The sequence below is a fragment of the Microbacterium sp. ZW T5_45 genome (assembly GCF_044987415.1).
GTDB lineage: Bacteria > Actinomycetota > Actinomycetes > Actinomycetales > Microbacteriaceae > Microbacterium.
In genome coordinates this window covers 73923-97214 of record NZ_JBJDRJ010000001.1, presented here as the reverse complement: position 1 = coordinate 97214, position 23292 = coordinate 73923, and the positions used below count along the sequence as shown (strand labels likewise).

The 23292-nt window shown below is 68.0% G+C and carries 18 protein-coding genes; 1 reads left to right on the top strand and 17 read right to left on the bottom strand.

Annotated features, from left to right (window positions below; genetic code table 11):
• Window positions 1–92: 92 nt before the first annotated feature.
• The 8 genes from guaA to ACI3KS_RS00420 form a co-directional block, all read right to left on the bottom strand.
• A complete protein-coding gene (guaA, locus tag ACI3KS_RS00455) occupies window positions 93–1679 on the bottom strand; it encodes a glutamine-hydrolyzing GMP synthase (RefSeq protein ID WP_404914058.1) in 1587 nt (528 codons plus the stop codon).
• Window positions 1676–2164 (bottom strand): DUF3817 domain-containing protein, encoded by a 489-nt coding sequence (locus ACI3KS_RS00450; protein ID WP_404914056.1) that lies wholly within the window; start codon window positions 2162–2164, stop codon window positions 1676–1678. Before ACI3KS_RS00450 ends, guaA begins: the two co-directional genes overlap by 4 nt.
• Window positions 2165–2221: 57 nt before the next feature.
• Window positions 2222–3187 carry a class I mannose-6-phosphate isomerase gene (locus ACI3KS_RS00445; RefSeq protein ID WP_404914054.1) on the bottom strand — a complete coding sequence of 322 codons (966 nt, stop codon included), beginning with the start codon at window positions 3185–3187 and terminating at the stop codon, window positions 2222–2224.
• The gene (locus ACI3KS_RS00440) at window positions 3184–4386 is read right to left on the bottom strand and encodes an ADP-dependent glucokinase/phosphofructokinase (protein WP_404914052.1); all 1203 of its coding nucleotides are present in this window, start codon (window positions 4384–4386) and stop codon (window positions 3184–3186) included. The genes ACI3KS_RS00445 and ACI3KS_RS00440 overlap by 4 nt, the downstream gene beginning before the upstream one ends.
• A 23-nt stretch (window positions 4387–4409) precedes the next feature.
• Window positions 4410–5273 carry a ketose-bisphosphate aldolase gene (locus tag ACI3KS_RS00435; RefSeq protein ID WP_404914050.1) on the bottom strand — a complete coding sequence of 288 codons (864 nt, stop codon included), beginning with the start codon at window positions 5271–5273 and terminating at the stop codon, window positions 4410–4412.
• Window positions 5274–5311: 38 nt separating this feature from the next.
• On the bottom strand, window positions 5312–6157 hold the full coding sequence (locus ACI3KS_RS00430) for a carbohydrate ABC transporter permease (RefSeq protein WP_404914048.1): 846 nt from the start codon (window positions 6155–6157) through the stop codon (window positions 5312–5314).
• 2 nt (window positions 6158–6159) lie between these two features.
• Window positions 6160–7083: a carbohydrate ABC transporter permease gene (locus ACI3KS_RS00425; protein WP_404914046.1), complete on the bottom strand. Its 924-nt coding sequence runs from the start codon at window positions 7081–7083 to the stop codon at window positions 6160–6162.
• Between the two features lie 82 nt (window positions 7084–7165).
• Window positions 7166–8455, bottom strand: a complete 1290-nt coding sequence (locus ACI3KS_RS00420) for an ABC transporter substrate-binding protein (RefSeq protein WP_404914044.1) — start codon at window positions 8453–8455, stop codon at window positions 7166–7168.
• A gap of 226 nt (window positions 8456–8681) precedes the next feature.
• Here ACI3KS_RS00420 and ACI3KS_RS00415 point away from each other — a divergent pair, with 226 nt between their 5' ends.
• Window positions 8682–9488: a DeoR/GlpR family DNA-binding transcription regulator gene (locus ACI3KS_RS00415; protein WP_404914042.1), complete on the top strand. Its 807-nt coding sequence runs from the start codon at window positions 8682–8684 to the stop codon at window positions 9486–9488.
• Between the two features lie 98 nt (window positions 9489–9586).
• On the opposite strand, the gene ACI3KS_RS00410 is transcribed toward ACI3KS_RS00415, so the two are convergent.
• From ACI3KS_RS00410 to ACI3KS_RS00370, 9 genes are all read right to left on the bottom strand, one after another.
• Window positions 9587–9856, bottom strand: coding sequence for an HPr family phosphocarrier protein (locus ACI3KS_RS00410; protein ID WP_404914040.1), 270 nt, complete (start codon window positions 9854–9856; stop codon window positions 9587–9589).
• A gap of 45 nt (window positions 9857–9901) precedes the next feature.
• Window positions 9902–11911, bottom strand: a complete 2010-nt coding sequence (locus tag ACI3KS_RS00405) for a fructose-specific PTS transporter subunit EIIC (protein WP_404914038.1) — start codon at window positions 11909–11911, stop codon at window positions 9902–9904.
• A gap of 25 nt (window positions 11912–11936) precedes the next feature.
• Entirely contained in the window at window positions 11937–12878 is a 942-nt protein-coding gene (locus tag ACI3KS_RS00400) for a 1-phosphofructokinase family hexose kinase (RefSeq protein ID WP_404914036.1), read from the bottom strand.
• Window positions 12875–13669, bottom strand: coding sequence for a DeoR/GlpR family DNA-binding transcription regulator (locus ACI3KS_RS00395; protein ID WP_404914304.1), 795 nt, complete (start codon window positions 13667–13669; stop codon window positions 12875–12877). Before ACI3KS_RS00395 ends, ACI3KS_RS00400 begins: the two co-directional genes overlap by 4 nt.
• Window positions 13670–13804: 135 nt before the next feature.
• On the bottom strand, window positions 13805–18523 hold the full coding sequence (locus ACI3KS_RS00390; protein ID WP_404914034.1) for an ExeM/NucH family extracellular endonuclease: 4719 nt from the start codon (window positions 18521–18523) through the stop codon (window positions 13805–13807).
• 406 nt (window positions 18524–18929) lie between these two features.
• Entirely contained in the window at window positions 18930–19709 is a 780-nt protein-coding gene (locus ACI3KS_RS00385) for an SURF1 family protein (protein ID WP_404914302.1), read from the bottom strand.
• Window positions 19710–19767: 58 nt separating this feature from the next.
• Window positions 19768–20889: a GuaB3 family IMP dehydrogenase-related protein gene (locus ACI3KS_RS00380; RefSeq protein WP_404914032.1), complete on the bottom strand. Its 1122-nt coding sequence runs from the start codon at window positions 20887–20889 to the stop codon at window positions 19768–19770.
• A 79-nt stretch (window positions 20890–20968) separates the two neighbouring features.
• A complete protein-coding gene (locus tag ACI3KS_RS00375) occupies window positions 20969–22261 on the bottom strand; it encodes a type IV secretory system conjugative DNA transfer family protein (protein WP_404914030.1) in 1293 nt (430 codons plus the stop codon).
• A gap of 5 nt (window positions 22262–22266) precedes the next feature.
• Window positions 22267–23049: a hypothetical protein gene (locus ACI3KS_RS00370; RefSeq protein WP_404914028.1), complete on the bottom strand. Its 783-nt coding sequence runs from the start codon at window positions 23047–23049 to the stop codon at window positions 22267–22269.
• Between the last annotated feature and the right edge of the window lie 243 nt (window positions 23050–23292).

Sequence of the window (23292 nt, the reverse complement as noted above, 5' to 3'; positions counted from 1 at the left end):
GCGTGGGCCCGGCGCCGGGCCGACAGACGCGAAGACCCCGCCTGGAATCCAGACGGGGTCTTCGCGTACGACAGGGAGTCAGCGCACAGCGCTCACTCCCACTCGATGGTCCCCGGCGGCTTGGAGGTCACGTCGAGGACGACGCGATTGACGTCGCGCACGCTGTTGGTGATGCGGTTCGAGATCTTCGACAGCACGTCGTAGGGCAGACGGGTCCAGTCGGCGGTCATCGCGTCCTCGCTGGACACCGGACGCAGCACGATCGGGTGACCGTAGGTGCGACCGTCGCCCTGGACGCCGACCGACCGGACGTCCGCGAGCAGCACCACGGGGCACTGCCAGATTTCCTGGTCGAGGCCCGCCTTGGTGAGCTCTTCGCGGGCGATCGCGTCGGCCTCGCGGAGGATCTCCAGACGATCCTTCGTGACCTCGCCGATGATGCGGATGCCGAGCCCGGGACCAGGGAACGGCTGGCGGCCCACGATCGCCTCGGGGATGCCGAGCTCACGGCCGATCGCACGGACCTCGTCCTTGAAGAGCGCGCGCAGCGGCTCGATCAGTTCGAAGTCGAGGTCGTCGGGAAGTCCACCCACGTTGTGGTGCGATTTGATGTTCGCGGTGCCTGCACCGCCGCCGGACTCGACGACGTCGGGGTACAGCGTGCCCTGCACGAGGAACTTCACCGGAGCGCCGCCCGAGGCCTTCGCCTCGGCGACGAGGTCGAGCTGCACCTTCTCGAAGGCGCGGATGAACTCGCGCCCGATGATCTTGCGCTTCTCCTCGGGATCCGTCACGCCCTCGAGGTGACCGAGGAACGTGTCGGCCGCGTCGACCGTGATCAGACGGACGCCGGTGGACTCGACATAGTCCTTCTCGACCTGCTCGCGCTCACCCTTGCGAAGGAGCCCGTGGTCGACGAAGACCGCGGTGAGCTGGTCACCGATCGCCTTGTGCACCAGGGCCGTGGAGACCGCCGAGTCGACACCGCCGGAGAGGGCGGAGATCACGCGGGCGTCGCCGACCTGCTCGCGGATGCGCTCGATCTGCTCGGCGATCACGTTGCCGCTGTTCCAGTCGGACGCGAGGCCCGCGCCCTTGTGGAGGAAGTTCTCGATGACCGCCTGACCGTGGTCGGAGTGCTTCACCTCGGGGTGCCACTGCACGCCGTAGAAGCCACGCTCCTCGTTCGCGAAGGCGGCGACCTTGGTCGCGCTCGTGGTGGCGAGCACCTCGAAGCCCTCGGGGGCGGTGGCGACCTGGTCGCCGTGGCTCATCCAGACGTTCTGCTCCACCGGCTGACCGCCGAGCAGCGTTCCGCCGTCAGCGGTGATCACGGCATCCGTCGCCCCGTACTCGCGCAGGCCGGTGTTCGCGACCTCGCCGCCCAGGGTCTGCGCCATGAACTGGAAGCCGTAGCAGATGCCGAGGGTCGGAACGCCGAGGTCGAAGACCGCGGGGTCGAGACGCGGTGCGCCCTCCTCGTACACCGATGACGGTCCGCCGGAGAGGATGATGGCCACCGGGTTCTTGGCCGCGATCTCCTCGGCCGTGGCCGTGTGCGGCACGATCTCGCTGTAGACGCCCGCTTCCCGCACTCGGCGCGCGATCAGCTGCGCGTACTGCGCGCCGAAGTCGACGACGAGCGCGGGGCGCTGCTGGGTCTCGGTCTGTTCGGTCACCGGACACCTTTCGTGGTTGAGGTCTGAGGCACCTGGCCGGATGACGCCTCCGCGCTCTCGCGGCCGGCGAGATAGGTCTTCACCTCGCGCGCCACGATCGCCTCCATGAAGAACGACAGCAGCGGGATGACACCGCCGAGCGCGAGCAAGATGAAGCGCAGGAACGGCCAGCGCATCAGGCTCCACACGCGGAAGCAGGCGAAGAGGTACACGACGTAGAACCAGCCGTGTGCGACGAGGATGCCCAGCGACAGGTTCGCACCGTCACCGGTCGAGACCAGCCCCTCGGCGCCTTCGACGACGGGCGCGAACCAGAGGAAGCCTCCGGAGCCGCCGAGGAAGAGTTCGAGTCGGATCGGCGTGTACTTGAGCACCATCTCGGCGACCAGCAGGAGCAGCATGACTCCGGTGATGATCGACGCGATCTGGTAGAACTTCAGCGCACCGCGGATCGCCGGAAAACTGGCGACTTTCGGTTCGGGCATGGTTCCCAGTCTAGCCGGGGGCGGAGAGCGCTCGGATTCTCCCGAACCTTCGCGCGCTCACGGTCGCGGGGGTCGCGCAACCAGCACCTCGCCGTCGCCGTCCGCCTCGAGCACTCCAGCCTCGGCCGGGACGAGCAGGACGTCGCCGGCCGTCAGCGGACGCCCGGCGATCTCGGCATGGCCGTTGACGACCGTGATGACGGAGAAGCCCGCATCGATGCTCGCCGGGCCCGAGAGCGGCAGCCTCTCGAGGACGAAGTACTCGTCGGCGGCGGCAGGCAGGACGCTCCCCGATCGGGGTGCCGTGCTGAGGAGCTCCGCGACTTCTCGACGACCCGTGGCGACGGCGGTGAGGGCGAGGTCGAACCCGAGTCCCAGGTGCCCCTCGACGGCGCCGTCGATCGCGAAGCCCTCCCATTCGAGCAGGATCGAGAGATCCTCCGGCTGCTGCAGCTCGAGCAGCAGGACGCCCTCGCCGATCGCGTGGAGCTCGCCCGGCGGCATCCAGACCACGTCGCCCGGCGAGACCTCGACCTGGTGCAGGAGGGCGAGGAGGGCGGCCGTGTCCTGAGTGCGGACCAGCTCGGCGAGGTGGGCGGGATCCGCATCCTCCCGCAGCCCGATGTGGACCGTGCCGCCCTCGAGGATGTACCACGCCTCGGCCTTGCCGTGCGCGCACCCGAGGTGCTCGGCGGCGAAGCGGTCGTGCGGATGCGCGTGCACCGGCAGCCGTTGCCCCGCATCGAGGAGCTTCACCAGCAGGCGGACGTCGGCACCCCAGCGCGCAACGTGCTCCGCTCCGAGCCAGCCGACCGGATCCGCCTCGACCGCATCGCGCAGCAGCCGTCCGTCGGGCAGCACGCTGAGCCCGTCGGTCGCCTCGCCGCGGACCGTCGTCGTCGACCCGATCCAGTCCTCCGGCTCGTGCGTCGCAGAGGCGTCGCCGCCGCGCATCGCGGTGAGACGGGCCCCGCCACGGTAGAAGCGGTCGTGCGGGGAGTTCCGCGGCAGAAGAATGGTCATCGTCGATCCGTTCGAGTCGTGCCGGCGAGGAATCCGCCGACGAAGCTGTCGCCCAGCCCGATCGTGGTCGGGTGCGGGACGTCGAGCACGTGGGCGGGAACGCCAACGGTCTCCGGCGACGACTCTATCGCCGCGACCACCGCTGCTCCACCGGGATGACGCGGCATCCGGGAGGTCGCTTCGACGGCGCTCGCCGTGAGGGCGTCGCCGAGCCGGTATCTCGTGGCCGCAACGCGCACGGCGCTCTCCACCGCCGAGCGGTGTCGCTCGGCATCGTGTCCGATCGCGATCGCCCAGTAGCGCGTGTGCACGAGCAGCACCCGGGCACCGACGATCCTCCGGGCATCGTCGAGCGCGCTGCGCACGTCATCGGCATCCAGGAGGTCGACGGATCGGCCGAGATGCTCCTGCAGCTCGTCCTCGTTCATGCCGTGCACGTCGATGCGCGCCCCGAGGTGCGAGCGGACGATCTCCGAGAACGCGCGGGTGTAGAACCCGGCGTCCTCGTAGTAGACCAGGGCGCCGTCGGGCAGCGCACGCAGAGCACGGGTGAGGGCGACGAGCCGCTCTTCGAGCAGCTGCGGGTCCTGCATCGTGTTGAACCCGGAGATGAGGAAGGCGGATGCCGTGGCGAGGGCGGCGGGCAGCTCCGCGGCGAGCGCCATCTCACGGTTCGGCGGGTCGTTCGCGAAGATGAGGCGGTTGGACGCGGGCGCCTGGATCTCGCCGTCGAGCAGCCGGATCCGGGTGCCGGCAGGGTATTGGACGATCAGATGGGGATCGAGCGTGTCGCGGGTGGCCGAGCACAGGATCGTGATCGAGGGCGGGAGAAGCCGTCGGACGTTGTCGTCGATGCTCACGAGGTGCTGGACGCTGGGAATGCCGAGGCGGTCGAGCACGAGACCCGCTCTGACCCCGGTTCCTCCGAGAGTCACGTCGTGCGCGAAGCGCGACGCGAACCGCTCGACGATCTCCGAGGAGGCGACGAAGCGCTCGGCGCCCACGCCCTGCGAGACGAAGGCGAGGACCGCGACCAGGAGAGAGCGCTCATCGATGATCGGCGCGCTGCCGGTGAGCTCGCCGCGGTGGACCGCGTGCTCCGCGGCGATATCCTCGAGAGTCCCAGCATCCCATCGCAGTTCGTAGTCCACCGTGCCGCCGAGCCCGAGCACGAGGTGCCCGTCCACGTCGTTCGTCATCTGCTCTCTCCCGTCGCGCGCGCTCAGTACAGTCCGGCCTTGCCGTCGGCGCCGAACAGACGGATTTTCTCCGCCGCCGTCGTCTTCATGGCCGCGACGGGCTCGGGCTGGATCGCATTCGGCTCACGCAGGCGCTCGTCGGTCCCGAGGATCTCCCGCATCCGGTTGTGGTAGCTGACCTTGATGTCGCTGGAGATGTTGATCTTGTTGATGCCGAGCTCGACCGCGCGGCGGAGCTCCGCATCGGGATTCGCCGATCCGCCGTGCAGCACGAGCGGGATGCCGACGGCGGCCTTGATCTGCTCGAGCAGGTCGTGGCGCAGCTCGGGGTTCTTGTCGCTCGGGTAGAGGCCGTGCGACGTGCCGATCGCGATCGCCAGGCTGTCGACGCCCGTCTCCTCGACGAATCGCACTGCGTCGGCGGGATTCGTGTAGATGATCTCGGCGGCTCCGGACTCGCCGTAGCTGTCGTTCGCCCCGATCGTGCCGAGCTCGCCCTCCACCTGCACGCCCACGGCATGGGCCGCCTCGACGACTTTGCGGGTGAGTGCGACGTTCTCGTCGAACGGCAGCAGCGAGGCGTCGATCATGACCGAGGTGAAGCCCGCCTGGATGGCCTGGATCATCTGCTCGTAGGTGCCGCCGTGGTCCCAGTGGATCGCGACCGGCACGCTCGCACGGTGCGCGCGGGCATGCATGGCGGCGATGAGGTCGGTGGTGATGTGAGAGACCTCGTCGGGGTGGATCGCGATGATGACGGGTGCCTCGAGCTCCTCGCTGATGTCGATGATCCCGTTGAACATCGCCCAGTCGCTGATGTTGAAGGCGGGGATGGCGAAGTTGTTCTCGTTGGCGACGTCGAGGATGGATCTGCCGGTGTAGAGCACGTGTTTCTCCTGTGTGGTGATGGATGAGGTCGGAAGGATCAGCTCTTCACCGAGCCGGCGGTGAGGCCGCTGATGAAGTACCGCTGGAAGAAGAGGAAGAGGATGAGCACGGGGATCGATCCGAGGACGCTCATCGCCATGATCTGGTTCCACTCGTAGGAGTGCTGGCCCATGAGCAGCTGGATACCGATGGGCACGGTGCGCATGTCGATCGACTTGGTGAGCGTGAGGGCGAAGAGGTACTCGTTCCACGCGATCATGAACGTGTAGATCCCGATCGAGACGATCCCTGGGACGGAGATCGGCACGAGGACCCGCCACAGCGCGGTCATGGAGCCGGCGCCGTCGACGCGGACGGCCTCGTCCAGCTCCTTGGGCAGGGTATTGAAGTAGCCCGTCATCATGATGATCGCGTAGGGCAGCGTGAACACCATGTAGGTGAGGATCAGGCCCGGGTAGGAGTTGTACAGACCGAGGGCGACCATGAGACCGAAGTACGGGATCAGCAGGGTGATGGGCGGCACGGCCTGCACGCTGACGATGATGACGTTGAGCACCCGCTTGCCGCGGAAGTCGAACCGACTGAACGCGTAGGCCGCCTGGATCGCGACGACGAGAGTGAGCACGGTGACGGCGCCCGCGACGATGTAGCTGTTCAGGAAGAACCTCATCGTCTCGGGGTTCGTGAAGATCGCGACGTAGGCGTCGAAGGAGAAGGTGTCGGTGATCAGGCGCGGCGGCAGCTCGAAGATCTGCGTGTTCGACTTGAACGAGCTGGAGAGCATCCAGAGCACGGGCCCGGCGGCGAACACGGCCCCGATCACGAGACCGACGAGGAGGCCGGCCCTCGCGACGTGACGGCGGTGGGGGACGGTGAGAGCCATGATCAGTCCCTCGCTTTCTGGTGACGCACGTAGAACACGGCGAGCACCATGGACATGAGCAGCACGAGCACGGCGGAGGTCGCGGCCAGGGAGAAGTCGTACTTCGCGAAGGCCAGCTTGTAGGTGAAGGTGCTGAGCACCTCGGTGACGTCGATCGGTCCGCCGCCCGTGGTCATCCAGATGAGGGCGAACTGCTGCGAGGTCCAGATGAGGTCGAGCAGCACCAGGCTGACGATGATCGGCCGCAGCTGCGGGATGGTGACGTTCCAGAACCGCTGCACGGCGCCGGCGCCGTCGACGGTGGCCGCCTCGTTCAGCTCGTTGGGAATGCCCTGGAGACCCGCGAGCAGACTCACCATGAAGAACGGGTAGCCGGCCCAGATGTTGATGAAGATGATCGTGCCGAGCGCCAGCTGCGGGGAGGCGAGCCACTCGATGTCCGTGTGCAGGAGGAAGTTGATCACGCCGTTTGGCGCGAGGAGCATCCGCCACAGCACCGCGATCACGGCGACGGTGAAGAGCCAGGGCAGGATGTACAGCGCACGGAACAGCGAGCGGGACACCCGGCCGAGAAGCGGGCTGTTGAGCATCATGGCGAAGGCGAGGCCGAGGACCAGGTGCGCGATCACGCTCGCGACGGTGAACAGCAGGGTGTTGCCCGTGGCCTTCCAGAACGTCGAGTCCGTGAGGATCTCGACGTAGTTGGCCACTCCGACGAACTCGGGCGACTTCGACAGGATGACGTTGTCCTGGAACGAGTACCCGATCACCATGACGATCGGCACGATCATCAGGACGAACAGGAGGATCATCGTCGGCGACAGGAAGGCGTAGGACTCGGTGGTCTTGCGCAGCTGGCGGCGACGACGCGACAGCGGCACTCCGGTGACGATCACCTCGGTGTCGTCGGACGTTCTCAGGCTCATGGACCCGGTGCTCCTCGGTTGGTCGGGTGCCGCATCGCATCGATCGCGATGCGGCACCCCGTTCATGCGGGTGGACGGGAGGTCAGAACTCCGCGGTCCAGGACTCCTGCGCCTTCTTCAGCGCCTCCTCGATCGACTGCTGCCCGTCGAAGGCGGCCTGCAGCTGCTCGCCGAGCTGACGCATCAGATCCTCGGCGACGGGGAGACCGGTGAACTCGTTCGCCGGGTATCCCGCCTGGTAGATGTCGAAGGCGGTCTGGAACAGCTCGTCGTCGTTGACGAAATCCGGCACCGAGGTGGAGTTGCCCGGGAACGCCTTCGCCATGGTCGAGAGGGTGGAGTTGCTCTCCTGGCTCATGAGGAACGACACGAGCTTGAACGCCGCCTCCTTGTGCTCGGAGTTCTCCGCGACTCCGATGCCCCACGAGGCGTAGGGGATGCCGCGCTCGCCCTCGTAGCCGTCCTCGGCTGGGATCTCCGAGATCGAGAACGTCAGATCGGGGTTGCTCTCGCGGATGAGGTTGATGTGGGCGAGGGAGTCGATCATCATCCCGACGCGGCCGTTCGAGAACTCCTCGACCTTGTCCTGCTCCTTCATCGTGAACGAGCCGGAGGCGATCACTCCGTCGTCCCAGAGGCCGCCGATGTACTCGATCGCCGAGGTGACGTCGTCGTTGGTGAGATCAGGCTGCCCGTCATCGAGCATGGATCCTCCCGAGGCCCACACCCACGACATCACGTCGTTCTGCACGCCGTTCGGAGCTTCGAGCGACAGCGGGAGCACCCAGCCCGAGACGTCGCCGCCGAGGGCCGAGACCTTGGCCGCCGCGTCGGCGAACTCACTGCGCGTGGTGGGCGGAGCGGTCACACCGGCATCCGCGAGGAGCGCGTCGTTCGTGAACATCGGGTAGACGAAGTTCACCACCGGGATCATGTAGGTGCTGCCGTCTACCTGGATCTGGCTCGCCAGCTCGCTGTCGTCGTAGTCGTACTCCTCCATGAGCGCGCTGAGGTCGGCGATGACGCCTTGGGAGGCGAAGTCGTTCACCCAGGCGCCGTCGAGGCCGACGACGTCCGGCATGGTGCCCGACGCTGCGCCGGCGAACAGCTGCTCCTTCGTGGAGGCATACGGACCGCTGACGAGATCGACCGTGATGCCGGGGTTCTCCTCCTCGAACTGGTCGATGAGCGCGCGGAACTCTCCGTCCGGCAGTTCCGGCTCCCACCACTGCGCGAACTCGATCGTGACGTCGCCGCCCGTCGCCTCCTCGCCCCCACCCGCAGAGCACCCCGCGACCGTGAGCACGGTCATCGCTGCCGTCGCGGCACCCGCGAGCCTCAGCACACGGTTCCTTCGTACCACTGTGACCATCACTTCTCCTCTTCGAGATCGTGCCGCATCACGCGCCTCAATGCTTGTTCATGCGGTTTTGAGCAATGTTATGCAGAGATATGCATGGTCGTCAAGGGGCAGAATTCCGCCCGAGCCAGCGAGCGACCCGACATCCGGGGCATCGATCGCTTGTTTCTGTCATCAAGGAATGCCGTTTTGTGCGGCACTATGCAGGAATCGGCGGATTCTGTGCTAAGAATTCTGCATGGACGTATCCGGAAACAGTCGCCGACGTCGCCTCCCCGCTGGTCGCAAGGCGGATCTCGCCGCCTACGTCGAGCATTCGGGGCAGGTCACGGTCGCAGATCTGGCGGAGCACTTCGACGTGTCGATCGACACCATCCGACGGGATCTCGATCAGCTCGACAAGGAGGGCGTGCTGATACGCACGCACGGCGGTGCGGTGAGCGCGAGTGAACGCCAGCTGAAGGATCGGGCGCTCGATGTCCGCCTGCAGATGCAGACCGAGGAGAAGGAGAAGATCGCCCGGCTCGCCGCCGGCCTGATCGACGACGGCTCCGTGGTGATGCTCAACGCCGGGACGACGACGCTCGCGCTCGCCAGGGCGCTGCGCAACCATCGCGACCTCACCATCGCCACGAACAACCTCCGGATTCCGGCCGAGATCTCTCCGTCCGCCTTCCGCGACCTCTACGTGTTCGGAGGCGCGGTGCGCTCGATCACGCAGGCGACGACCGGCCCGGTGACGTTCACGATGACCGCGGGCGGACCCGAGGTCGACCTCCGGTGCGACCTCGCACTGATCGCCGTCGGCGCCGTGGACAACGCCGGCTACTCGACCTCGAACCTCGGCGACGCGGCCATGATGTCGGAGATGATCCAGCGGGCCGAGCGCACCGCGATCCTCGCGGACTCCTCGAAGTTCAACCGCCGGCTCTTCGCTCAGGTGACGCCGTTGGATCGAGCGGACTATCTGGTGTGCGACACCGCACCCGAGGGACCGCTTGCCGACGCCCTGGCTCAGGCCGACGTGTCGGTGGTCAGCTCCTGACCCGACGGGCAGCGCCCGCACACAGACGCGCCGCGATCGTCGGGAGCGGCCCCGACGATCGCGGCGTCTTTCCCCGAGCGTCCTCCTCGAAGGATCGCTCAGACGGCGTCGAGGTCGGTCTCGAGCAGTGCGACGAGTTCGTCGAGCGCCGCCTCGGCGCCTTCAGCATCCGAGCGGAGCGTCACGACGGAGCCCTTCCCCGCGCCGAGCCCCATCAGGGCGAGGATGCTGCCCGCGTTGAGCTCCGCTCCCCCGTCGACCGAGATGGTCACCGGGATGCCCTTCTCCTGCACGGCGGCGACGAAGAGCTTAGCGGGGCGGGCGTGGAGTCCGGATGCGCTGGCGACGATGGCCTGACGTTCGGTCATGGTGTTCCTCTCGGGACGATTCGGGATGCTGCAGGTGGTACGGGGTCAGACAGCGACGGCGTCGACGGTCGACGAGGTCCTCTTCGTCGCGAAGCGCTTGAGCAGGACGACCGCGAGGGCGCTGACCAGGGTTCCGGCGACGAGGGCGATCGCGAATCCCCACAGCGGGGTGATCGCGAAGAACACGAAGATGCCGCCGTGCGGGGCCAGCGACTGCACTGCGAAGGCCATGCTGAGCGCGCCGGTGACGGCGCCGCCGAGCATCGACGCGGGGATCACGCGCAGTGGGTCTGCCGCAGCGAACGGGATCGCACCCTCGCTGATGAACGACGCCCCGAGCAACCAGGCGGCCACGCCGTTCTCGCGCTCCACCGGGGTGAACCGGCGACGGTCGAGGATGGTCGAGGCCAGCGCCATCGCGAGCGGCGGGACCATGCCCGAGCACATCACGGCCGCCATGATGAGGTACGGCGCGGGGTTGTCGGTCGAGGCCGAGGCGAGTCCGGCGGTCGCGAAGGCGTAGGCCACCTTGTTCACCGGCCCGCCGAGATCGAAGCACATCATGAGGCCGAGGATCACGCCGACGAGGATGATGCCCGAGCTCCCGGCGAGGCCGGTGAGCCAGTCGTTCAGCACCTGCATCAGCCAGGCGATGGGCCGACCGAGGAAGAGCAGCATGAGACCGGAAGCGACGATCGATCCCAGCAGCGGGATGATGACGACCGGCATGAGCCCGCGCAGCCATCTCGGCGCGTCGATGCGGCCGATCGCCCAGGCGATGAACCCGGCGAGCAGTCCGCCGACGATGCCGCCGATGAAGCCGGCGTTCATGAGAACGGCCACGGCGCCCGCGACGAAGCCGGGCGCGAGTCCCGGCCTGTCGGCGATCGCGAAGGCGATGTATCCGGCGAGGGCCGACACGAGGAAGCCCATCGACGTGGCGCCGATGACGAAGAAGACGGAGCCGAAGTACTGACCGAGTCCTCCATCGGGAAGCGCCCACAGCGCATTGTTCAGCACGACGTCGAAGGCGCGGTCGTCCTGGTTCACCTGGAAGCCGCCGAGCAGGAAGCCGAGGGCGATGAGCAGACCGCCGCCCGCGACGAACGGGATCATGTAGCTCACCCCGGTGAGCAGGATGCGCTGGATGCGGGAGCCCCACGACTGCGTCGCGGCCGGCGTCGCCGTCGTCGTCGTCTCGCCCGAGACGCGCGGGGCCGCGGGGTCGGTCGACGCGGCGACCGCCTCGGCGATCATGCGCGCCGGTTCCTCGATGCCGCGCTTGACGCCGGAGCGCACCACCGGCTTGCCGGCGAAGCGCTCGGGCTCGCGCACGTCGACGTCGACCGCGAAGATCACGGCATCCGCCTCGTCGATCACGCTCTGCGGCAGCGCCTTGTATCCGCTCGAGCCCTGTGGCTCGACCACGAGGTCGACGCCCTCCGTTCTCCCGGCGGCGGTGAGCGCATCGGCGGCCATGAAGGTGTGCGCGATGCCCGTCGCGCAGGCGGTGACGGCGACGATACGCGGACGTCGGCCTTCCGCGGCTACGGGAGGCGCAGAGGCCTGGGCGACGGCCGGAGCCTCGGTCTCGGACTGCGGTTCGTCCGCGATCGCCCGGTCGACGATCGCGACGACCTCGTCGGCACCGGATGCCGCACGCAGAGCATCCGTGAACTCGTCCTGCATGAGGCTGCGGGCGAGCTTCGAGAGGATCGCGAGGTGCGCCTCCGCTGCCGTATCCGGGGCGGCGATGAGGAAGACGATGTCGGCGGGGCCGTCCGGCGCCCCGAAGTCGACGCCCGGGGTGAGACGGGCGAAGGCAAGGGTCGGAACGCTCACCGACGCGCTCTTCGCGTGCGGGATGGCGATGCCGCCGGGCAGGCCGGTCTCGTCCTTCAGCTCGCGCGCCCAGGCGTCGTCGAACAGGGCGGAGCCGCTGCCGGCGCGACCGGTGGCGGCGACGCGGTCGGCGAGGGCGCGGATGACCGCCGCCTTGTCGGGACCGAGGTCGGCATCGATGCTGACGAGTTCGACCGAGATGGTGTCGGACACGGTGACCTCCAGTGGTCGTGAGGGATTACAAGGGAAGGGCGGCAGACACGGCGGGGCCGAGATCGGCCGGGGCGGGCACCCTGGTTCCGGGCAGCGCCGCCGCGGCGGAGCCGTGACGGACGGCCGAACGCAGGCGCTCCGCTGGGTCGAGACCAGCGCGCTCGGCCAACAGATATCCGGCGAGCGAGCTGTCGCCCGCTCCCACAGTGCTGGCCACACGGATGCGCGGGGCCGCGACGAACCACGCCTCCTCGGCGGTGATGAGCGCGGCGCCGGCGCCCCCCAGCGTCACGAGGGCGGATGCCGCGAACTCCGGCACGATGCGCTGCGCGATGCGGCGCACGGACTCCCGCGGGGAGTCGACGTCGATCACCGCCCCGGCGAGCTCGGCGAGCTCTTCGTCGTTGGGCTTGACGAGGTCTGCCGCGCGGCTCTCGACGACGGCCCGCAGCGCAGGCCCCGAGGTGTCCACGGCGATCCGCGGTGCATCCGCACCCCAGCGCTCGCGGACGGCATCGACGATCTCCACGTAGTAGGTATCGGCGACACCCGCGGGGAGGGATCCGGCGAGGACGAGCCAGTCGGCGCCCTCGGTCGCCGCGACAACGGCATCCGTCAGCGCGCGGGCGTCTGTGTCGGTGAGTGGTGCGCCGATGAGATTGATCTTGGTGGTCTCGCCGTCGGCATCCGTCAGCGCGAGATTCGTGCGGACGTGCCGTTCGACGGGGACGACGCGCACCGGAACGCCTGCCGCGCGGATGACGGCCGCGTACGGGTCGTCGGCGGCGACGGGCAGGACGGCGAGCGTGGCGACCCCGGCCGCGGACAGCACCCCCGAGACGTTGACACCCTTGCCTCCCGCGTCCTCGCGGACCGCGACCGCCGTCTGAACCTCTCCGGTGCGCAGGGGAGCGACGAGGGTGACGGTGCGATCGAGGGCGGGGTTCGCCGTGACGGTGACGATCATGCGATCCACACCTCGACATCCGCGTCGGCGAGTGCAGTCGCGAGGTCTCCCTGCGGCGCGGCGTCGGTGACCAGCACGTCGATGTCGTCGAGCGCGGCGAACGTCACGAGCAGCTCGCGATCGTGCTTGCTGGCGTCGGCGAGCACGATCGTCCGGCGCGCCGAGCGCATGATGGCGGTCTTGACCGACGCCTCGTCGGGATCCGGGGTGCTGAGACCGAAGCCGGCCGAGACCCCGTTCGTGCCGATGAAGGCGATGTCAGGGCGCATCCGCTGCACGGCGGCGACGGTCTCCGCGCCGACCGCGGCCGCGGTGACACCGCGGATCCGGCCGCCGACGACGGTCAACGAGACCCCGTCGAGTGCAGCGAGCACGGGGGCGATCGTGAGCGAGTGGGTGACGACCTCGACGCGACGAGAACCTGGATGCACGACGCCGAGCCGCTCCGGGAGGTGTGCGGCGACCGCGGCGGTCGTCGTTCCCGCGTCGACGAAGATCGATCCCTGGAATCCCTCCCCCAGGGCGCTGAGCGCTCGCCGCGCGATGGCGGCCTTGGCCTCGCCGTGACGGGAGGCGCGTTCGCCGACGGTCGGCTCGCTCGTGCTGTCTGCGTCCTTCGCGACGGCTCCGCCGTGGACGCGGACGAGGGCACCGGCCTCCTCGAGCGCGGCGAGGTCACGCCGGATCGTCTCGGTGGTGACATCGAATCGTCGTGCGAGGTCGACGACGGCCACGCGACCGAGTTCACCCAGCAGACGCTCGATGAGTTGCTGGCGCTCCATCGCGTACATGCCGACACCGTTGCCCGTGACCATTCCCACAAGATACAACATAAAACAACATGAAACAACATGCGTCTCTGATCGCATACGACGGAGGCCGCCGGGATGTTCTCCCGACGGCCTCCGTGTGACGACGCTCGTGCGTCAGCCGGCGATCACCTTGCGACGGATCGCGTAGATCGCACCGCCCATCAGAATGAGCATGATCGCGATCATCAGCAGCCCGGTCGGGTCGGCACCGGTGGTGGCGAGATCGCCAGTGCCGGTTCCCGTGCCTGTGCCGGTTCCGGTGCCCGCGGCCGTGACCGTCAGCGGTGCGGTCACCTCCGAGCCGTCGGCGAGGACCGCGGCGATGGTGTGCTCGCCGACCGCGGTGTCGCGCGGGATGGTGACCGTGGCCGAGAAGGTGCCGTCGGCAGCGACCTTGGCCGCACCGATCGTGACCGGGGTCGAGCGCAGCTCGATGTCGAGCTCGACTCCTGCTTCGAAGCCGGTTCCTGTCACCACCAGCTGTCCGCCGGCCGCCACGCTGTCGCTGCTGAGCTGGATCGAACCGCTCGCAGGGGCGGCCGCGAATCGGACCGGGATCTCGACGACCGTGCCGGTTCCGGCGACGGATGCCGTCAGCACCTGTGCGCCGTGCACGTCCTCGGGAGCGGTGAACGTGATCGATGACCGCCCCACCTCATCGCTCGCGTCCACGATCGAGGTGTCGACCGTCCCCGTGCCGAGGACGTTGTCCCCCAGCGAGAGCGTGACCTCGCCCGGCGCCTGCTCGCCCGCGCTGAACGCGAGCGACGACAGCGAGAGCGTGATCTCGTCACCGGCGGTGTAGCCGTCGGCATCCGCCGGGGTGATCGAGACGCCCACCGCACGCTGCGCGAGGTCGGGGGTCGCGGTCTTGTTCGCGTCGAACCAGTCGACCATGGACTGCAGGTCGATCTTGCCCGTGTCGCGCTTGCCCGACCCCAGCTTGAAGGAGGCGAAGTTGTCGCCGCCCGCCGCGAGGAACGAGTTCGCCGCCACCGTGTACTCCGCAGCCGGATCGACCGCGGTGCCGTTCAGCAGCATCGAGGTGATGCGCTGTCCCTGCGCCGCGTTCGGGTCGTAGGTGTACGTGAGCTCCTTCGAGACGCCGAGCTTGAGGAACGGACGCGCGGCGCCGGCCGGCTGCCACTGCTCCTCGAGCACGCTCTTGAGCTGATCACCCGTGAGCGTCAGAGTCACCAGCGTGTTGGCGAACGGCTGGACCGTCGCCGCCTCGCGGTAGGTGACGTTGCCGTTCGGATCCGCCGCGCCGGTCGATGCGTAGGTCAGGTTGGCACGGATGCCGCCCGGGTTCATCAGCGCGATGTCCGCGCCGGTGGACCACTTCTGCACATCGGCGACGAAGTTGCCGATGGTGGACTCGCCACCGCGGTTCTCCGTCTTGCCGTCGCTCTGGCGCGCACGGTTGAAGTCACCGGTGATGTCGCCGACCTTGACGGCACCGAGGACGTCGGCATCCGCCTTCGCCTTCGCCACGATCTCGGCGACGCCGGCATCCGCCGGGTAGAGCGCGACACCGCCCGAGGTGAGGGGCTTGATCTCGTTGGTGATCGAGAGGAGCTCCTTCGTCGAGGGGTCGACCTGGATGTTCATGAGTCCGAGGTTCTCGCCGTACTGACCCGCGGAGACCACGGGGCGGCCGTCGATCACGTGGTTGTACGCCAGGTGCGTGTGCGCCGAGACGATCGCGTCCACGTCGTCGCCGACGCCGTAGACGACCTCACCGAGAGCGGAGTCCGGCGTGATGCTGGACAGCTCGACAGTGGCGGCTCCCTCGTGGACCAGGAGGATGATGACATCCGCCTCGCCGTTGGTGTCATCGCCGTCGCGGAGATCGGCGGCCACCGCGTTCACGGAGTCGGCGATGCTGCGCACCTCGAGCCCGGCGATGCCGTCCGGCGACACCAGCGAGTCGAGATCCTCGGTGACCGCACCGATGAATCCGACGCGCACGCCGTCGAGCTCCTTGACCCAGGCCGGGGCGAGCGCAGGCTCGCCGGTCTCGGTGACGAACACGTTCGAGGAGATGTACTCCCAGTCGGCCCGATCCTGCACGCGATCGCGCAGATCGGCCCAGCCCTGGTCGAACTCGTGGTTGCCGGCGGCACTGACCTCGAGACCGGCGGCGTTGAGCGCGTCGATCGTGGGGTTGTCGTCGTTGATGAACGAGGTGAACGTCGACGCACCGATCAGGTCACCGGCTCCGGCGAAGATCGTGTTCGGGTTCTCGGCACGGAACTGCTTCACGGCACCCGCGAGGACGGCGGCGCCGGCAGCGGCCCCGTCGGCCTCGATGCGACCGTGGAAGTCGTTCACGGTGACGACGTCGATGCTCACCGGGGGCTCGTCGGCGGAGACGCCGACGATGATCGGGTCGTGGTCGCTGGAGCGGAACGGCGTCCCCGCCTCGGTGGCGCCGAACGCGTAGCCGCGGTCGCTCCACTCGGGAGAGTTGATCGTCCACACGCCGGCACCGGTGATGGACGACGCGAGCGACGGCGAGGCGAGCACGTGGTCGAGCGAGCCGAGCTCGCCGTCGAACGAGTACGTGTGCTGGTCGGCGGCCTTCTCGCGCGCCACGTCGCTCCAGCCCTCATCGGTGAAGACCCGGATCGGGTCTTCCTTGGCGTAGGCGTTGAAGTCGCCGATGAGCAGGATGTCGCTGCTGCCCGTGGTCTCCTCGATGGTCTCGGTGAACGCGAGGATCGACTGGGACTGCTTCACGCGGTCCGCGTTGAAGAAGCCCTGACCGTCAGCGGGCTCGGTGCCGCCGCCTGAGGGCGCCGACTTCGACTTGAGGTGGTTCGCCACGACCGTCACGACACGGCCGTCGACATCGAACGCCTGAGCGATCGGCTCGCGCGCGTTGCCCCACACCGACTCGTCGGTGACGGTCATGCTGTCGCCGACCGTCTCGACCGCGGCCTTCTTGTAGATGATCGCGCTGGTGATGTAGTCGGTCGTCGCGGCGTTGTTCAGCGCCGCAGGTGTCGGCACGAAGTCCCACACGTCGCTGCCGGCGTCGTCATTGAGTCCGTCGACCAGGTCGGAGAGCGCCTCGTCGAGGGTGCCGCCGAGCTTGATCGAGTTCTCGATCTCCATGAGCGAGACGATGTCGGCATCCAGCCCGTTGATCGCCGCGACGATCTTCGACTTCTGGATCTCGAACTGCGCCGCGTTCGCCGCGCCACGCGCGTTGGAGTTCTCGCTCGTCAGGGTCGTGAAGTAGTTGTACACGTTGAACGAGGCCACCTGGACGTCGCCGCCCACCTCGGGGGCGGTGTCGACGCGAGGATTGGTGGCGGTGAAGCCGGCCTTCGCCTCGGCAGGGGTGGTGCTGTCGATCGGAGCGACCGGCTGGAGGCGCCAGTCATCGAAGCCCCACGACAGCACGTAGCCATCGTCGCTGAAGTCGACGGTGTCGCCGTTGCGGACGACGACGTCCTTCGTGAAGTACGGCTGGTCGTTCGGGTGGCCGTTGTTGGTGACCTGGATCGACCATCCGTCGTCGAGGAGGATGCGGTTGGCCCTGTTCGCGGCCGCGACGGCCGCGGCATCCGTTCCCGGCAGCACCGTCTCGGTGCTCTTGACGTTGAGCTCTTCGCCGGCATTCAGCCAGAGCGTGCCGAAGTTGTAGAGCTGGTGGCTCGAAGCGACGCGGTACGTGCCGGTCGGGGCGACGAGCATGCTCTCGTACTGCTCGCGGTCGGAGCCGAGCACCGTGTCGGGAAGCGGCGTCGCCTCTGGCACCCCGACGCCCGCCTGGACGGTGGTGACGGCGGCGACGTTCGCCGGGTTGATCTGGGTCTGGCCGAAGTACTCGCTGACCGTTCCGGTGACGGAGACGAGGTCGCCGGTCGAGAGGCTGGGCGCGAGTGCGTCGAGGTAGACGAAGACGCCGTCGGACGCACCGGGCGTCGCGTCGGTGGCCCCGCCGGAGCCCTGCGTCTGGATGGTGACGCCCTTGTAGCCGCCGGTGCGGTAGTCGCCGGTGACGACGCCTTCGACCGTGACGACCTGGCCGTTGAGCGGCGAGACGTCGGTGGTTCCCTGCACCTCGGCGATCGTCTTCTTCACGGGCTCGACGGGGTCGGTCGGATCGGTCGGGTCGGTGGGAGCGGTCGCGCCCGCCGCGTTGGTGGGCGTGATCGTCGCAGACAGAGCGAAGTCGACGCTGTTGACGTCGGTGTCGACGCCGTTCGCGCGGTTGAGCGACTTGACGTCGGTGTTGCCGCTCGGAGCGGTCGCGGCGGTGCCCTCGAACGTGTTCGAGGAGCCGTAGCCCAGCACGTCGACCACACCGGCCGCCCCGGCCGTGGAGCCAGGCGTCAGAGTGACGGCCGCCGTGCCCTCGACGAGCGCGATCGTGCCGCTGGCCCCGCTGAAGTTCAGGGCACCGGTCGCATCGGGAGCCGGCAGGGCGGTGCCGTTCGCACCGTTGCTGCTGCCCTGGACGAGGTAATGCCCGTCGGCGGGAATCGAACCGGTGAGCGCCACGACGGTGTTCGAGGCACCGGTCCCCGTCGCGCTGCGGTACTGCAGCGACATGCCGTCGAGCGTGACGGCTGCGTCAGTCGGGTTGTAGAGCTCGACGAACTTGTTCGTGAACGCGGCACCGGCGCTGCCGCCGGACAGATAGGCCTCGTTGATGACGATGCCGGTGCCGTCGGGGCTGGCGAAAGCGGGGGCGGCCGCCAGCGCGCCGAGGCTCAGGGTCGCGACGCAGGTCGCGGCGAGAGCGCCGATGCGCCCTCTCTTCTTTCGGGGGAAGAAGACGCCGCCCTGCCGGGCGTCGTCTCGGGGGGCGGAACTCATTCGGCAGATCTCCTCGTTGCGACTCGGATTCCGGAGCGATCTTGCGATCCTCCGACATGCTCACCGGACTCCCAGGGAACACATATGAGAGGGAGCCTACGTAGGCCCTCCGACACGAATCAACGGTGTTCGCCTGTTCGTCACCAAGTGCTCACCACCTCGACAAATGGGCTGGTGATTGCACACAAATTCGGCGCTCGGATGCGCACGCCGCGGTGCGCGAACGCGCATTCGTGGCGGGTGCGTGCGCCGCGGCATCCGCCGTCCTCCCCCTCCGCGCCGGTGCGAAGAATCGGAGCCTCGACGCGACACGCCGCCCCACGGATGCCACCACCGGCGTGTCGGCGCGGAACTCCGACTTTTCACACGCCAGAGAGGGCTCGGTCGGCCGCCGGGGCCGGCGCTGTCAGCCCGGGCCGGCGGCAGAGTCCGAGGCGGGCGCGGCGGCCGCGTCCTCGAGCTCCTCGACCTCGCGCTCCCAGGCGTCCTTCGCCAGGCGGTACCAGAGATAGAAGGCGAAGCCGGCGAAGATGACCCACTCGGCCGCGTAGAAGATGTTGAGCCAGTTGATCGGCGAGCTCTCCTCCGGCGCGGGCGACGAGATGTCGTCGAGACCGGCGGCCGCGGTGCTCGAGGCGAGGTACGGGCGGTAGACGTCCAACTGGTCGATGTCATGCCAGCGACTGAGCAACGCCGCCGGCGACATCCGATCGAGGCGCTCGGGGTCGGCGCGCGGCGGAACGGTCACGCCCTCGTCCGAGATGATGCGACCCGCGACATCGACGTCCTGCCCGTCGGCCGAGGCCTCGAGCTCCTCGACCGCGGACTGCGCGGTCTCGAGGTCGGGCGCCCATCCGATCGCGACGGCGATCGATGTCCGCTCCTCGACGCGGAGCTGCCCGGTGACCCAGTAGCCCTCCACACCGTCGTTGAAGCGGGTCGAGACGATGATGAAGTCGCCGGCGATCCAGTGCCCCGAGGTCTCCACGCGCTGACCGACGAGCGGCTCGTTGAGGTACTGGCCCGGCTCGACCACGTCGGCCAGCGGACGCACCTGCTCGGTCACGCCGGGAGGCGGCGGACTGGTGTCGATCGCCCTGCCCAGCTGCCACTGCCCGAGGAAGGCGAAGACGCCGGCGACCACGAGGCACAGCAGCAGCATCGCGATCCACCGACCGCGCAGCATGACCTCGCGCAGGGTCGGTGGGAACACTTCAGGAGACGTCACGACGGGCGAGCGATCCTCAGGCCTCGTAGGGCGCCAGCACGACCTCGACCCGCTGGAACTCCTTCAGGTCGGAGTATCCGGTCGTCGCCATCGACTTGCGGAGCGCGCCGATGAGGTTCGCGGTACCGTCGGCGACCGGGGCCGGGCCGTAGAGGATCTCCTCGAGGGTGCCGATCCCGCCCACCTCGACGCGGCGACCGCGGGGCAGCTTGGAGTGGTGGGCCTCCGGTCCCCAGTGGAAGCCCCGACCGGGCGCATCGGTCGCCCTGGCGAGCGCGACGCCGAGCATGACGGCATCCGCTCCCATCGCAAGCGCCTTCACGATGTCACCGGACGTGCCGACACCGCCGTCGGCGATCACATGCACGTAACGGCCGCCCGACTCGTCGAGGTAGTCGCGGCGTGCAGCGGCGACGTCCGACACGGCGGTAGCCATCGGAGCGTGGATGCCGAGCGTCGCGCGGGTCGTGGACGCCGCTCCTCCGCCGAAGCCGACGAGCACGCCGGCCGCACCGGTGCGCATGAGGTGCAGGGCGGCGGTGTAGGTCGCCGCGCCTCCGACGATCACCGGCACGTCGAGGTCGTAGATGAACTTCTTGAGGTTGAGCGGCTCGTCGACGCTCGAGACGTGCTCGGCCGACACCGTGGTGCCGCGGATCACGAACAGGTCGACACCCGCGGCGGCGACGGTGTCGTAGTGCTCCTGGGTGCGCTGCGGAGTGAGCGAGCCCGCGACCGTGACGCCGGCATCGCGGATCTCGGCCAGACGGCTCGTGATCAGCTCGGGCTTGATCGGCTCGGAGTAGAGCTCCTGCATCCGCACGGTCGCGACGTCGTCACCGAGGCCGGCGATCTCCGCGAGCAACGGCTCGGGGTTCTCGTACCGGGTCCACAGACCCTCGAGATCGAGCACGCCGAGACCGCCGAGCTGGCCGAGCATGATCGCCGTCGCGGGGCTGACGACCGAGTCCATGGGAGCGCCGAGCACCGGGATGTCGAACCCGAACGCGTCGATCGTCCACGAGGTCGACACGTCCTCGGGGTTGCGCGTGCGCCGCGACGGCACGACCGCGATGTCGTCGAACGTGTACGCGCGGCGTGCGCGCTTTCCTCGGCCCAGCTCGATCTCTGTGGTCACCCGACAAGCCTACCCGGCGTGGATGGGAGCCGATGGCTGGGAGACTGGTCAGCCGTCGCGATGAGGCCGCGGGCGATGATCATCCGAAACGGAACCCGAATCGCACCGGTGCGTGGTCCGGAATGGCAGCGATGCACGTGCCGACGGGCAGGGAGGAAAGATCCCAGTCCTCGACGACGTTCCCATCGCTCACTTCTTCAGACATGCCCTTATTGCGAACCACTGAGTCGAATCGAGTGAGCTTGCGTGTCTTGCCAAATCGGTTCTGAACGAACGTGCGCGAATCGCCGTCGTACAGCCGGAACGCGAAGACGGTACCGAAGGCGGAGAGCACGGATGCTGCCATCCACTCGCCGTACATGTGCTGTACCTGCTTGATGTTCTGTGTGCCAACGATGAAGCGCAAACCGAGCGAACGGCCGAAGTTGAGACCATTCGAAAGGTGGGTGAGTTCGGGCAGAAGCGCGAATTCATCCAAGACGAAGAAGACACGTCCCGCCGATCGCGAGCGGGACATGGACTCTTTCATTGCGACGTCGAGCATCGCTTTGTAGATCGGAACCAGCGCGGACCCCGAGGCTATGTCGAACTCTAGGAACAAAGATCGCCCGCCCTTCGCACGCAGGAACTGCCGGATGGAGAAGTCTCCTGCCTGACCGAATGAGGAGCGAAAAGACTCCTGGATGACCTGCTGCATGAACGCAAGGGTCGCCAGGGCAGAGTTGCTGCCTTCTTTGGCTATGTAGAGCTTGGCGCCCAAGAGGTCCTCGTTGCCGGGCCGGTCCAACAACTCGTGCATCTGTGGCACGGACAGCCCGGAGATATACTCGCGGATGTCCTGGTTCGTTCGATGCGGTGAATCTCGGAAGAGTGCGGTGACCAGCGCTACAAAGACGTCTCTTGCAGCGTTCGCGAAGTAGGAGTTGTCACCGGCTTGCGATATCAGCGAAGAGAACAGGCCGCTCGACATTTCGAAGATCTCGTCTTCCGGCTCACGCCCCGGCGGGAGATCCGCGAACTCGCTGAAGAGGTTCCATCGCACCTGCCCAGCGAACTGCTGCGTGGAAGAAGCCGAGATCACCGCGTCACCCTCGCGGAAGAACGCGTCGTAATAGTCGCCTTTCGTGTCGAAGAACACGATGACATCGTCCGCGGATGCCGAGTGACGAATCGACCGGACAAGCGAAGTCATCCCAACTGTCTTGCCGGTGCCAATTCCGCCCAGGAACAGCACATGCTTCCCCAGCGCCGCGTCGTCCAAGCCGATCGATGTGTCACCTCTGCCATGCGCTCCGAATTCGGGAGCGACAGTGCCGATGTAACCGGCGGCATCGGTCAGCGGCGTTCCGCTCACGACTTCTTCGAGGTACACGTGGATCACCAATCAGGTTCAAGGTCGGGGTCAGGCTCAGGCTCAAGCTCAAGCTCAAGCTCCGGCTCAAGCTCCGGCTCAAGCTCCGGCTCAGGCTCCGGCTCAGGCTCAGGCTCAGGCTCAGGCTCAGGCTCCGGCTCCGGCTCCGGCTCCGGCTCCGGCTCCGGCTCCGGCTCCGGCTCCGGCTCCGGCTCCGGCTCAGGCTCCGGGTCCGGGTCCGGCTCAAGCTCCGGCTCAAGCTCCGGCTCCGGCTCAAGCTCCGGCTCCGGCTCAAGCTCCGGCTCCGGGTCCGGCTCAAGCTCCGGCTCCGGGTCCGGCTCAAGCTCCGGCTCAAGCTCCGGCTCCGGCTCCGGCTCCGGCTCCGGGTCAGGCTCCGGCTCCGGCTCCGGCTCAAGCTCCGGCTCAAGCTCCGGCTCAAGCTCCGGCTCAAGCTCCGGCTCCGGCTCCGGCTCCGGGTCAGGCTCAAGCTCCGGGTCCGGCTCAAGCTCCGGCTCCGGCTCCGGCTCCGGCTCCGGGTCCGGCTCAAGCTCCGGGTCCGGCTCCGGCTCCGGCTCCGGCTCCGGCTCAGGCTCAGGCTCAAGCTCCGGGTCCGGCTCCGCAGGAATCGTTGAGGGACGCCGCGTAATCGCGGTGGCCGCGGGCTGTTCAGCGGCCGCTCCTGGATCAATTTCCCTATCCATCAAGTCGGCCTCGCCGTGCCGTTGTTCGTGCTCCACGCTTTCAATACCGGACTCGAGATTTGGACCGATGCCGAGATTCGCGGGGCCGCCAGCCGGGCCGGAGAACATCGGAAGCACTCCTGCGAAGTCATGCCGCCCCGCGCTGTGCGACCCAGGGCTCGACTCTTGGGGCCAATTTGATGATCGCTCCCCAGCCGTCCATGCACTTTCACTCGGCGGTGTCGGGGAACTCTCCGTCGCCTTGCTCCGGTCGTCGCGATTCAACGCCTTTTTGTTTTCTTCGCGGATTCTTAGCGCTTCAACGCTCTGCTCTACCAGATCGCTAATGGGCGCGTAGTCCTGACCTGTAAC